Below are 12,426 nucleotides of genomic sequence, written 5' to 3' on the forward strand. Positions count from 1 at the left end.
TTAATAGATATAATTTCATTTCAGTATTATTGTAATATAATGGATTTTTCATCTCATCTGCGTTATTTTTGATTGAATACACTCTATATTAAAGACATAGATGTGGTTTCTTCGGTTTTTTGTACCTAAGGGATGAAGTTGAAAGCTTATTTTGTGTCAATCAAACTTGCTGTCAAGTATGTTGCGTTACTTACCTACATTGTCGGTTTTTTCTGTAGCTTGGGGGTTTATGCCGCAAATAGCATTGAAGGTGTACGACTATGGTCTGCACCAGAAAGCACTAGAGTAGTTTTTGACTTAAAGCAAAAGCCTGATTACAAGTACTTTAGCTTAAAATCACCAAACAGATTAGTGATTGATTTTAGTGATAGCGACTCGCAAGTTAACTTTAAAAAGCTGCTAAAGAATGATCAACGAATAAAAAAAATCCGCACAAGCACTCCTAAAAATAAGCACACCAAACGTATTGTATTAGAGTTAGAAAACACATTTAAATTGGTGGTTTTTCCTCTCGCCCCTACTGGGCAATATGGCCACCGTCTTGTTGTTGAATTACATGACCCTAAAAAGCCAAAAAGAGTAATAAAGCCAAAACAACCAGAAGAAAATAGGGATGTTGTTATTGCGATAGTGGCGGGGCATGGCGGCGATGACCCAGGGTCAATTGGATACAAAGGAAGCTATGAAAAGCACGTCACATTGGCGATTGCCAAAAAACTCGCAGCTTTGCTCAATAAAAAGCCAGGTATGAAAGCGGTGTTAATAAGAACCGGTGATTATTTTGTACGCCATGACAAAAAACCTAGAATGGCGCGCCAAAACCGGGCAGATCTTCTGATATCAATTCATGCAGATGCATTCACCTCAGCTCAGCCAAATGGCGCCTCAGTTTTGGTGCAATCAGCCCGACGGGCTAACTCTGAGTTTACTAAAGTGATTGCAAATCGAGAAAAAGAGTCCCAATTACTTGGGGGAGCTGGTGAAACGATTAAACATACCCAAGATGATAACTTAGCGGTTATTTTGGCTGATATGACGAAAGAGTTCACAACAAAAAGTAGCTATGAGTTCGCAACGTTTGTGCTCAAGGAAATGAAAAAGGTTACGAAGTTGCATAAACGCAAACCTGTAGGATTAAGCTTAGCAGTATTGACCGCGCCCGATATTCCGTCAGTGTTAATCGAGACAGGGTTTATTTCCAACCCTAAAGACGAAAAAAACTTAAATGACCCAACCCACCAGCAAAAACTAGCCAAGTCTATTACTCGCGCGATTGAAAACTATTTCAATCGTTACCCGCCAAAAGGCACTTTGATAGCTGCCAATAGTGCTCGTTCTCACAAAGTGAGTCGCGGTGAGTCTCTGTCTTTAATCGCACAGCGGTATCAGGTCTCTTTATCAAGTCTGAAGCGGGCAAATGGATTGAGTTCCAATGTCATTAGAGTTGGCCAAGTTCTGACAATCCCAAAATCAGCGCATTGATGCACCAAGATAAGTTTTGTAGTATTTTCTTTAATATTGATGGATTAAACACGTGATAGGTGAGGATATATGAAATTAGCATACAGATTACTGATCGCTTTTATACTTTTGGTTGCTGCACTGAGTGCTTATAGCTATGGCAGTGCAAGTGGGATGTTTGCATTTGTCGTTTTAGGGGTTGTTTTTGAAGCAGCATTTTGGTTTAGACTATTCCCTAAAAAAGCCAAGAAGTCTGTGCCTTAAAAATAAACTTCTCAATTTAGCTGTATCGGTCTAACAGGTCAAAGGGCTTAACATGCTTGTTTGCCGCATTTAGAGGCCGATATGTTCTTGGCATCAAAATCTGCTTTGGGATGATACTCAATTAAGTTGCCATTTTTGTCGAGTTCATATTCACAACAGGCATGAAAAACACTGTGCAATTCGGTACGCGCTTTTTGAACCTGTGATTTGAGGGTTGAGTAGCTGATTTCTAATTCTTGCGCAAGTTGCTTTTGCGATTTCCCCTCTAACTCCACTTCGTCTAGCAAGTGAGCACTTTTTTCAGGCAAGGCTTGGATAAAGGGTTTGATGCATTTTGCTAGTTCAATTTTGACATTACGCTGCTCAGACTCATACCACAGAGGCTGCGACTCAATTTGTTTCGCCAAGCCATTTTTTCGGTAGTAATCGATGACTGTATGGTGTGCAATTTGAAATAACCAAGCTTTGATACTGCTGGGTTTGTTTAAACTGTTCATCGCCAAGTGTGTTTTTAGAAGCACGTCTTGTAGTAAGTCGTCTACGTCTGCTGGGTTAGCGACTTTGCTGTGAAGAAAAGCTTTCAAGCTACTTCTATATTCGTTCCAAATTTGCTCTGTAGTCATAGTTACCCTCATATAAACTGCAGTCAATGACTGCAGTTACATTAGCTTAGCAGCACGATGCCTTTTTTGTTGGAGACGAAGCTGGTTCAGTTTCAATTATGTCAGCCAACGCTGTGGTCAATGCTGCTTGTTGCTGTTGTTGATCCTTTCGTTCACTGTAGCGGTCGACGAAAAATGCTTTGTTGTCTCTAGTGAGAAAGGTAAAGCGCATAAGTTCTTCCATAACATCGACAACTCTATCTCGAAAACCACTCGCTTTCATAGAGCCGTCTTCATTGAATTCGTTGTAGGCTTTGGCAATGGATGATTGGTTCGGAATTGTGAGCATACGCATCCAACGTCCTAAAATACGCATATTATTAACCGCGTTAAAGCTTTGTGAGCCACCACTCACTTGCATAACTGCGAGCACTTTTCCCTGTGTAGGCCGCACTGCGCCCATGGACAGAGGGATCCAGTCAATTTGGTTTTTTAGCACAGCAGACATATTTCCATGCAGCTCGGGTGATGTCCATACTTGTGCTTCCGACCAGTTAACTAAGTCTCTGAGTTCTTTTACTTTAGGGTGATGCGCACTGTCACCATTATCAAATAAAGGCAAACCCTCGGGGTTAAAAAACTTCACATCTGCACCCATGTAGGTGAGTATATTGCCCGCTTCAATCGCGGCTTTTTTACTAATAGAGTTAGTCCTTAGTGAGCCGTACAACATTAAAACCTTTGGGCTATGAAGGTTGGGTTGTGTTTCAGGTGTTTGCAATTTAAATGCTTGAGTCTCTAGGTATTTCATCTACGCCTCCTAAATTAAGTACACACATAAGACGGGCAAAGAGAAAAAAAGACGACGATGGGTCAAAACTTTTTGGTCTTTTTTTAATACGGCTACTCATCCTTAATAAAATGTGAGCAATAAACTTCAATAAATTTGAAAGAGTGATATTGTGTTTGGTGATCTAGGGTGTCCCTACTGACGTAACAAGTTAAAAAGTATCTGGGTATAAAAATGCAAGAACTGACAATTTTCTATGATGGCACCTGCCCTCTGTGTGTTAAAGAAATGGCAGCTTTGACTAAAAGAGATAACTCGAATCGTATTTTAATTGTGGACATCTATAGTGAAGAGTTTGGACGTTACCCAGAAATAGACCCAAACAAAGCCAATCTAATTTTGCATGCACTAGATATGCACGGAAACTTGCTACTTGGGTTAGATGTGACCTACAACGCGTGGCGCCTAGTTGGCATGGGGTGGTTATACGCCCCTTTACGCTGGCCTGTCGTCAGACCGGTTGCTGATAAATTGTATTTGGCTTTTGCAAAAAATCGCTATCGCATCTCACACTTATTGACTGGCAAATCGCGGTGCGAAAGTGGTGTGTGTCGGCGATAAAAGAAGCGACTGACGGGTTAGTTAAAACGTCAATATGCTAAGCCGGGTTAATGGCGTTGAAGATTAGAATACCCAGACGGAATGGTCATGGGGTTCACTTTTTCTTTGCGCCGTGGCATCGTCGGCCGAACAATTAACTATGTTTGCTTTGTTAAATTTTATCTATTTGATTTTTATTTATATATTGTAATTTAAGAAAAAAGTCACAGCTAACTAAAAGCCATCATGCTTTAATTTTATGACCTGTTTTTATGCAAAATGTGCTCATGAAAAATAAAGTATCTTCTACACTCAGCGCTATGATAGTCACCCTCATACTGCAAGGGTGCGCCACAGACTTATCAGATGACAACCCTCAAGAGCAAGCTGCGCTTAAATGGCAACTAGTGAAAATGTTGCCAACGCCATTGCAGGAAGTTTACCCCGCTGTGTTCAAAGGAAAAATTTATGTTGCAGGGGCTTTTGAACAGACTTCCTCTAACATGGCTACATTGGCACACCTAGCCGCTTCGAATAATACCTATGTGTTTGACGATGCGCGTCAAGCATGGCTGAGCGGCCCGTTGTTGCCTCAATCACGACATCATCTAGGGCTGATATCCAGCGGCGATGAGCTATATGCCATTGGCGGGTTTGATGCAACCAAAGCTAATGCATGGCAAGTGAAGTCATCTGTTTATGTTATGCGGGACGAAGGCGAAGCGTGGCAAGTCGGCCCCGAATTACCGATCCCCATGGGGGAATCCGTGTATGGGGCGCTTAACGGCCAGATCCATGTTGCTGGAGGGCGCACTATGGTGGACGGTAAATTGACTGATACCGACGCGCATTGGGTGTTAAAAAAGGGGCACTGGTCTCGCGCTGCGCCGTTACCAATTGCCAGTAATTCGGCTACGTCTGTAGTCATAAATGAGCAGTGGTATGTGATGGGGGGAAGAATAAACTCACTCGATTTTAAAAATCTCGACAATCTTTGGCGATACGATCCTAAGGAAGATCGCTGGCAGAGTTTAGCGCCCATGCCACAGCCAAGTGCAGGATTGGCGAGCGCTGTAATTAATGGCCAGATTTATGTATTTGGTGGTGAAGAGTACACCTATGTTAAAAATGACAAGGGAAAGCGAGAAATGAAAACCCGCACATTTGACCAGATCTTCCGATATGATCCGGCCACACAGCGCTGGGCTACAGAGTCGCTAACTATGACATCGGCACGTCATGGTTTGGGAGCGGTGAGCCTAGGTAATCAAATATACTTGCTTGGTGGCGCTATTAAAGCGGGTGCTACGGGCACGTCCGCTATTGTGGAGCGGCTCACCTTTTAGTTTTCTAAACTGGCAGTCTATGGCTGCTGGTGGAGCTGCTCTGTTAACTCTTGAATTAAGCCTGCTCGGTCTGTGTGAACTCGCGATACCAATTGGTTGGGGATATTTGTCTCAGGTGCATGTTTAGCACTCCACACAATCATTTCCAACATGATAGGCAGCATATCAATACCTGCTTCGGTTAGTCGATATACTTTTTTTCTTTTATCTTGTTTATCTTTCTGTTTGTATATCAGCCCCTCTTTTTCTAATTTTTCGAGTCGACTCGAGAGAATATTAGTCGCCATTTTTTCATCAGAATTTTGTAACTCTGAGTAGCTGTGTTTGCCGAAAAACATTAGATCTCTAATGATCAACAAGCTCCACTTGTCTCCCACATGGTCAAGAACATTAGAAATAGGACAATCAGAACGTTTGGTCATGATAGGTCTCTTTGAACAATTTTGGTCTATGATAATTTACTTGCATTTTGCAATCAAATAATTTAACTTGCATTTTGAAAGTTAAATGTAAGTGGCGCTTTTATATGTGTCACACGTAAATTGAGAACAAAAGATGAACAGCCCAAAAATAAACACAGACGCGCTAATTAGCCTACATTGGAATGAGCAAGAGACAAAAAACGCCAAAATTGTCGCAGAATTTGTACAATTACTGATGAACGATCACAGTTTTGAAAAGGTGGTGACGCGTTTTGGTCAAGGTCCATATAAGCAGCATAATCGCAATATGGCTGATGGCATTTCCGGAGTAATCGAAACATTACGCGACTTTGTTAAACTGGCTCCTGAATTCAGCTATGAAATCAAGCGTATGTTTGTTGATGGTGATCAAGTAATTATTCACTCACATGCGACTTTAAAAGCGAAACACCGTGGCGATGACACAAAAGGCATGAATATTATTGATACTTGGACGGTGAGAGACGGCAAGCTTGTTGAGCATTGGGATGCAATTCAAGCTTTGGATGTTTCAATGCGTTTATATAGCTTGTTTATGGGGGGAAAAATCAAAAACAGTAATGGAGTATTTTAATACCAAGTGTGTATTTTTGGGGGAGCGCAACAGAGTAAGGGGATGAACTGATGCGCTACAACAGGTAGCTAACTAATATGGTTTGGTAAAATAGCCGAGTCATTTATCTTGAGCTGCTGGCAGGCTTGCCCGTAACCCAAAGCGTATTTTAATGTTGGGAATACCCGATATGCACTAATGCTAAATCCAAGCGTGATCAAGCCAGACTGACCCCATAGTTGAACGATACGCTCTCTTAGTAAATCAGCACCGGGGTCATGGGCTAAAACCAAATCTGTAAAGAGCATGGCAAGTGCAACTTCTTCAGAAACTTTGTCTTTTTGATTGCTGACAATGTGTGTAATGGTTGTTGTATCGATGCCAGCTTCAAGTGCCATGTCAATGGCTAGCTGTATACAGGGCCCACAATCTTCACTGATGAGTGTTCGAATGCGTGCAGCAAATAGAGGGGCCATTGGGACATGGGCCCGATGAGAAGACATGGTTGTAAAGCCCCAGTATTTTAAAAAGGCAGGTAGATCCGCTGCTATGATGTCTTCCATATAGCGCACATCGTATTGATATTGACTCTTCATGGCGAGTATTTGTTTATTAAGTAAATATTTAATCATGGCTATCTCTTAACTTATTTCGGAGTGAGAACGGTTAGGTTGCAGCGAGTTTATGTTGCTGTGAGATTTCAGTGGGATCAGTAAAACGACTGTGCTCAGTGCAAATAAGGCACTACAGGTATAGAGCATTGAAGTGTAATTACCGGGTTCAATTAAAAGGGCGGCGAGCAGTGGACCAGAGGCCATACCAACAGAAGCTATGAGCGAGGCAATAGTTGAAAGGCGACCGCTTGGATCTAAATCGGCAGCGCTAGCGAACAAATACGATTGTACAGCAGGCCAAGTAAAAAACACCAAGGCTAACGCCACTATGTAGATGGCGTGCGATAGAGCAGGTTGCAATAGCATGATGCTAGCAGCCGCGCACAGCAACGCACCGGAAACTATGAGTGGTTGTCTTTTAAGGAGTCGCGATTTTAACATAGGTAACATGGCACCAATTAAGCCTAGTAGGCCGGTAAATGCGATATCAGTGCTGACTTGTTCTTGTCCAAAGTTGGCGTGAATTCCTATAACCCCGACATAGGTATATAGTGCACTTGCAGCACTGATATAAAGCAAGATAGTGAGCATCAAACGAACGGAATGAGCAATTGATTTTATATTGGCTTGCATATGCGAGATAGCAGCTTTTGGCAGCGTATGAGGTGACATAAACAGGGTCAATAGTAAGCCCGCCATCACAATAGCCGCCATAATATAGAATACTGCAAAGTGGTTGTTGTTAGATTCAAGTAAAGGTAAGCAATACATCACCAAGGCACCTATAGTGAATTGGGTGAACAATAAAATGCCAAATGCGCGATCACTGTTAGTCAATCTTGCTAGCATGGAGAATGATACGCCCACGGCGAGACCGCCAGTAAACCCTGAAAAAAACCGGGTTATCAACATGGCATTCAAACCGTCGATGCTGGGAGTTGATACTTCCAGTAAAAGCAGAGGTACGAATGAAGCTAGGAGTAACGGTTTCCATGGGAAACGACGAACAACAAAAATAGCCGTGGCTGTACCAAATAAAGCGCCGTATCCATTAAGTGAGACAATTTGTCCCGCTTCAGACTCTGAGTAGCCGATATTGCCAGCAAGCGCATTGACCAAGCCAGGCAAAAAATTAATATATGACAGGCCTGACATGGCAATGAAAGCGAACACAATATATATCCAAATACTGTGTTGGCGAGGTGGTTGTGGGGTGATATTTTTCAAAACTAAGTCTCCAAGCTCATCTGAATGTGTGCTTCAAATAGTTTATGGCGGGAAAAGGCTGTGAAAAATAACCATGTATTCCATACACCTGTGAATATAATTCATGAGTCTTTGCTGTTATAGTAAGTAGTAGGAAACGGTTAAATGCGAAGAACATGGATAAACTTAGAGCATTGGAGTTGTTTATAGCCGCGTGTGATAGTGGCAGTTTTGCCGCAGCTGCAACGATGTGCAATACCGACCCATCTACAGTGAGTAAAGCCATCAGTCGCTTGGAGTCGCAATTACAAGTAACGCTTTTGCAGCGCTCTACTAGGCAACTCAGTATTACACAGGCTGGAAATCAGTATTTATCAACGGCTCGCAAATTACTGCAAGACTTATTGGCATGCGAAGATGAACTTCGTCACCTGAATGACTCACCGAACGGGGTGTTGAAAATCAATTCTGCTGTTTGTTATGGACACTTGTATTTGCGTCCAATCTTAGCTGCTTTTTGCGATAGGTACCCGGCCATTCAGCTAGAACTCCAAATCAACGATTTACACACAGATGTGATTGAAAGTGGTGTCGATATTGCGATCCGCACTGGGTTTATTAAAGATAGCCGTTTGGTTGCCAAGCGCCTCAGTCCAATGGACTTTTTTGTCTGCGCTTCGCCAGATTACCTTCAACAACATGGCACCCCACGTTGCCAACATGATTTTAATGTACACAAATGGATTGGTTTTCGAATCAAAGAGACGCAACAACTTCAGCCAATATACTTACCTGATGAACAAGATGAGTATCAATTATATGATCTGAAATCTAGTCACATTACCGACGATGGTGAAATGATGGTATCAATGTGTGAAGATGGCTTAGGGTTTGCTCAACTACCTCATTTTCTTGCTAAAAGCGGCCTTGAGAGCGGTAAACTGATCTCCATTTACCCTCACTTTAGGCCACCAGAAATTGAGAACGGGGTTTTTGCCATTTACCCCAAACGCACCTATTTACCCACTAAAGTGCGCGTATTTATAGAATTTTTAACCGAAGCCTTAGCGCAAAAAGGCGAAAGCGCATATCAAACATGGGCAGTACACACTGTGAATCACCAAGCGAATACAGAAAGTGATTGAAATTGGGGCTTTAGACTTGGGAGAGTATAGGCCTTTTTAATTTTATATTTGAAACAATGTGATCTTATTTGCCTTGTTCTACGTTTACTTAATCGAAGGGTTTTTAGCGCTTTACACGCATTTGGAGTAGACCCCTTCGCCACGTCTTTGGAGCGCACAGCTTTGTGCGCTTTCATTCATTTTCAGGTCCTCAACACCTATATCTTCATGCACCTTAATAGCTAAAGTAATTAGAAATGAGTAATTTTATATACGTAAAGGGTAAGATTTAAGTAATTACATCTTTGAGTTCTGCGTTGTAGTGGAAGTTTGGTTGCATAAAAAAAGAACAAAGGTCAAGCCGTGAAAAATATCAAAGTAATTGCAATATCAGACAGTAGCGAAGCCATAGAGCAAGTCGCTCGCTGGTACTTTGCGCAGTGGGACAGTAAAAACCCCAATGCAACACTGACAGACGTTGTCGATAAAATATCTTGTACTAAGCAAAGGGCTGGCTTTGTTGCCTATTGCCATGACAAACTTGTTGGGGCAGCGGAAATAACATTTAGTCATGATACTTGTTGGCTAGACGGTGTGTATGTCGATGAAAGTGCTCGGGGTAAAGGGGTAGCAGAAGTGTTGGTCTCTCACGCAAAATTAAAAGCATCAGAGCTTGGTTGGCAAACTTTATACTTAAAATGCGAGCCGCATCTCGTAGCACTTTACAACAAGTATGGTTTTGAGGTTGTGGCAAACAAAGACAGCAAGCACATCATGGCAACTCAAATTGCAAGCTGACCATTGTCAGCTTGCGTGGTATTACTCCCCCGCAGGTTGGGTAGAAGTTTGCACATATTCCATTTGTGTGATTTCTGATTGAACTGCCTGTTCTCTGTCTCTGATATTTTTTTGTACAGCTACTGCAGCGTACAAGCTCATCAGGTAGGCAATACCATAAAACCCTTTTTCACTGAGCAACAAATTTGCGTTATATAGTCCGATCATTAATAGCAAAATCGCTGCGCCGGTCGAGATTAAACTGAGTAATTGATAGATACTTGATGTCGAAATATTTTCTTGCTTATCTCGGATACTTTTTTGCAGCGAAATCGCACTAAACAGGCCATATAGTAGGATAACTAAATAGTAACCTTTTTCGTTTAGCTGCATTTGGGCATTAAACAGGCCAATGCAGTAGGTGACAATGCCAATGGCCAATACAACGATAGAAGCAATATTAAATGCTTTGTTCGAGCTTTGCTGTGATTGATGATTGTCCATAATTAAATCTCCTCAGATGACTGTTTTGGTGTAATAACGGTGGAATGCGCCAGCAAATCATATTGCTCCAAGTAGTCACGAATACTTGTAAAGGTGGCGATACGGACACGTCCGCTGTGATCTTTTCTGTAGATCTCGTCTTTAAACACGGAACCAAAAAACAGCTTGAAGCGACTCACCGGCAGAGGTTGCGCGTTAAAATAAGCTTTGGTGTTTGCTTTGAGCTGTGCCATATCTGAAGTCTTATACAATGCTGCGTTAATCACATTGAGCGTGTGCTCAGTACAGTTTTGTCTTTGATTGTTGTATGGGTTTGCTATGAGCGAATACTTTGGGTTGTGAACCTGCTCTGCAACGCCGTTATTAATGGCTTCAAGGATCTGTTTTTGTACACTCAATTTAGGTATTGCAATACCAGCTTTAAGTTCTTTGACCGACCAAAAGAAGTCAGTTGGATAGTCTATCACCAATTCACTTTTTGCAGGATTATTAGCCTGCTGATATAGGTTGTGGATAGCGTATCCGTACCTCTTTTCGCCATTATTTGTGGTGATTTGAGAGTAGACGGCAATGGCTACATGGGTAAATTCGACGCCTTCAGGTAATGTATGGCTCGGCTGTCCGACCCGACCAATAATAAATACATGGGCACGATGTGCAGCGCTATATTTCTCAACGTGTTTCGCAAATTGTGCAATTTCACTTGGTTCGAAATGGTGTTCACTAGAGCGTTCACTGCCAGCTACCACACTCATACTTTGCAAAGCGATGGTTAAGTAGATTGCATATCGTTTAATGCCCATGTTTATTCTCCTTCTAACTTTGCTGATGGGGGCGGTCCTGCAATGATCACATCATCACTAATTGGTAGTGGCTTCGAACTTTTTGAATCAAGCGCTGCGTTTGCCACCCCGATACTTGCCATACCTCCACTTAACACCACTGTACCCGTAATGACCATGGGCACAGCAACTACAGCGGTTGAAATTGCTGCGCCAGCTACCACGCTATCACCCATAGTCAATGCACTGTATTTACTGGCTTGACTCGTATGGTGACTGGCGTTTGATGCATTGTCTGACGCGATACTTGCTGGTGTAAAAACTAAAGAAGCCAATGCGGCGCCGGTAATTAAAGCTGTTTTAATTGTTTGTCCTAGCATATGAAAACACTCCGTTCTGTTTTGTTGCTATCTAAATTAACAAACTGGACGGACTTGTATATATACTTATACTTTGTATTATAAAAAGATACTTTAAGTATTAAAATTTAATACTATGAGCCAAATCCCACTTGTTTCTAACACTATAAAGCTGCTTCTTAAACAGCAAAAATTGACTTATAAGGATGTTGCTAATCACCTAGGGCAAAGTGAAGCCACCATTAAAAGAATGTTCGCAAATGAACTATTCTCGTTACAAAAGTTGGAAAGTGTCTGCGAACTTTTGGATGTAACACTCTGTGATTTATTTGTTTTATCCCAATCACAACAGTCACAGATCAGCCAGTTGACTGTCCAACAAGAGCAGGAGTTGATGGACAATCCAAAACTGTTTTTGGTTGCGGTATGTGTTCGGGACGGTTGGGAATTTGAAGATATCATCACTAAGTATCAAATAGAGGCGCTCGAATGTGTCCGTTTATTTGCGCATCTTGACCGCTTAAAAATGATCCAGCTATTGCCAAACAATAAATATAAATTGCTTATTGCCCAAGATTTTAGCTGGATACCTGGCGGTCCTTTAGAGTCTTATATTGAACAACACGTATTGGGAAAGTTCCTGCAAGGAGAATTTAATCAAGAAGACAGCTACCGATTCTATTTGAGAGGTAGCTATAGCGATGCGACGATAGCGACCATCAAACGCAGGTTGCAGCAGTTGACTAAGGAGATTGCAAAGTTAAACGAGCAAGATATTAAGCTTCCGCTGAGCAAACGCAGAGGTGTAGGGTTGTTGCTTGCGATGCGGCCTTGGCAGCTAGGTCAATTCAAGAGCATGTTACGAGATCCAGACGACTAAAGTGGAAAAATAGGCGGTTTTAAGTTGATTAAAATGCAATTACAAAATACCTTATAGGGGTACTTTGTGATAATTTGGCTACATAAATTATTCCTAAGACATT

Annotated in this window: 16 protein-coding genes; 8 read left to right on the forward strand and 8 right to left on the reverse strand. The window is 41.9% G+C overall.

The annotated features are described in order from the left end of the window. The first annotated feature begins 153 nt into the window (after window positions 1-153). Both QNM18_RS14395 and QNM18_RS14400 read left to right on the forward strand, forming a co-directional pair. Window positions 154-1,482 carry an N-acetylmuramoyl-L-alanine amidase gene (locus QNM18_RS14395; protein ID WP_284137633.1) on the forward strand — a complete coding sequence of 443 codons (1,329 nt, stop codon included), beginning with the start codon at window positions 154-156 and terminating at the stop codon, window positions 1,480-1,482. Window positions 1,483-1,551: 69 nt separating this feature from the next. Further along, window positions 1,552-1,725, forward strand: coding sequence for a hypothetical protein (locus QNM18_RS14400; RefSeq protein WP_211011511.1), 174 nt, complete (start codon window positions 1,552-1,554; stop codon window positions 1,723-1,725). A 47-nt stretch (window positions 1,726-1,772) separates the two neighbouring features. Here QNM18_RS14400 and sigZ read toward each other — a convergent pair whose 3' ends face one another. Together sigZ and arsH are read right to left on the reverse strand one after the other, a co-directional pair. Continuing rightward, window positions 1,773-2,348, reverse strand: coding sequence for an RNA polymerase sigma factor SigZ (sigZ, locus tag QNM18_RS14405; protein WP_284137634.1), 576 nt, complete (start codon window positions 2,346-2,348; stop codon window positions 1,773-1,775). Between the two features lie 46 nt (window positions 2,349-2,394). Then, a complete protein-coding gene (gene arsH, locus QNM18_RS14410) occupies window positions 2,395-3,138 on the reverse strand; it encodes an arsenical resistance protein ArsH (RefSeq protein WP_211011509.1) in 744 nt (247 codons plus the stop codon). Window positions 3,139-3,351: 213 nt separating this feature from the next. On the opposite strand from arsH, the gene QNM18_RS14415 reads away from it, so the two are divergent. Further along, complete coding sequence (locus tag QNM18_RS14415; protein ID WP_284137635.1) at window positions 3,352-3,738, forward strand: thiol-disulfide oxidoreductase DCC family protein; 387 nt, start codon at window positions 3,352-3,354, stop codon at window positions 3,736-3,738. A gap of 266 nt (window positions 3,739-4,004) precedes the next feature. After that, window positions 4,005-5,063, forward strand: coding sequence for a Kelch repeat-containing protein (locus QNM18_RS14420; RefSeq protein ID WP_284137636.1), 1,059 nt, complete (start codon window positions 4,005-4,007; stop codon window positions 5,061-5,063). A 17-nt stretch (window positions 5,064-5,080) separates the two neighbouring features. Here the strand turns inward: QNM18_RS14420 and QNM18_RS14425 are convergent, their stop codons facing one another. After that, window positions 5,081-5,485, reverse strand: coding sequence for a winged helix-turn-helix transcriptional regulator (locus tag QNM18_RS14425; RefSeq protein ID WP_211011506.1), 405 nt, complete (start codon window positions 5,483-5,485; stop codon window positions 5,081-5,083). A gap of 133 nt (window positions 5,486-5,618) precedes the next feature. Here QNM18_RS14425 and QNM18_RS14430 point away from each other — a divergent pair, with 133 nt between their 5' ends. Next, window positions 5,619-6,098, forward strand: a complete 480-nt coding sequence (locus QNM18_RS14430; RefSeq protein WP_284137637.1) for a nuclear transport factor 2 family protein — start codon at window positions 5,619-5,621, stop codon at window positions 6,096-6,098. A 68-nt stretch (window positions 6,099-6,166) separates the two neighbouring features. Here QNM18_RS14430 and QNM18_RS14435 read toward each other — a convergent pair whose 3' ends face one another. After that, window positions 6,167-6,709 carry a hypothetical protein gene (locus tag QNM18_RS14435; protein WP_284137638.1) on the reverse strand — a complete coding sequence of 181 codons (543 nt, stop codon included), beginning with the start codon at window positions 6,707-6,709 and terminating at the stop codon, window positions 6,167-6,169. A 9-nt stretch (window positions 6,710-6,718) separates the two neighbouring features. Beyond that, a complete protein-coding gene (locus QNM18_RS14440) occupies window positions 6,719-7,918 on the reverse strand; it encodes an MFS transporter (protein WP_211011503.1) in 1,200 nt (399 codons plus the stop codon). A gap of 155 nt (window positions 7,919-8,073) precedes the next feature. On the opposite strand from QNM18_RS14440, the gene QNM18_RS14445 reads away from it, so the two are divergent. Next, a complete protein-coding gene (locus QNM18_RS14445) occupies window positions 8,074-9,042 on the forward strand; it encodes a LysR family transcriptional regulator (RefSeq protein WP_211011502.1) in 969 nt (322 codons plus the stop codon). Window positions 9,043-9,384: 342 nt separating this feature from the next. After that, on the forward strand, window positions 9,385-9,819 hold the full coding sequence (locus QNM18_RS14450; RefSeq protein ID WP_284137639.1) for a GNAT family N-acetyltransferase: 435 nt from the start codon (window positions 9,385-9,387) through the stop codon (window positions 9,817-9,819). A 21-nt stretch (window positions 9,820-9,840) separates the two neighbouring features. On the opposite strand, the gene yiaA is transcribed toward QNM18_RS14450, so the two are convergent. The 3 genes from yiaA to QNM18_RS14465 are packed head-to-tail and all read right to left on the reverse strand — an operon-like array spanning window position 9,841 to window position 11,464. Continuing rightward, window positions 9,841-10,302, reverse strand: coding sequence for an inner membrane protein YiaA (yiaA, locus tag QNM18_RS14455; RefSeq protein WP_211011500.1), 462 nt, complete (start codon window positions 10,300-10,302; stop codon window positions 9,841-9,843). Window positions 10,303-10,304: 2 nt separating this feature from the next. Then, window positions 10,305-11,105, reverse strand: coding sequence for a DUF2145 domain-containing protein (locus tag QNM18_RS14460; RefSeq protein ID WP_211011499.1), 801 nt, complete (start codon window positions 11,103-11,105; stop codon window positions 10,305-10,307). Between the two features lie 2 nt (window positions 11,106-11,107). Next, on the reverse strand, window positions 11,108-11,464 hold the full coding sequence (locus QNM18_RS14465) for a hypothetical protein (protein WP_284137640.1): 357 nt from the start codon (window positions 11,462-11,464) through the stop codon (window positions 11,108-11,110). A 115-nt stretch (window positions 11,465-11,579) separates the two neighbouring features. Between QNM18_RS14465 and QNM18_RS14470 the strand changes: the two genes are divergently transcribed. Beyond that, complete coding sequence (locus tag QNM18_RS14470) at window positions 11,580-12,323, forward strand: helix-turn-helix domain-containing protein (protein ID WP_211011497.1); 744 nt, start codon at window positions 11,580-11,582, stop codon at window positions 12,321-12,323. Window positions 12,324-12,426 lie beyond the last annotated feature (103 nt).

Origin of the sequence: Pseudoalteromonas obscura, from assembly GCF_030135505.1 — a bacterium.
Classification (GTDB): domain Bacteria; phylum Pseudomonadota; class Gammaproteobacteria; order Enterobacterales; family Alteromonadaceae; genus Pseudoalteromonas; species Pseudoalteromonas obscura.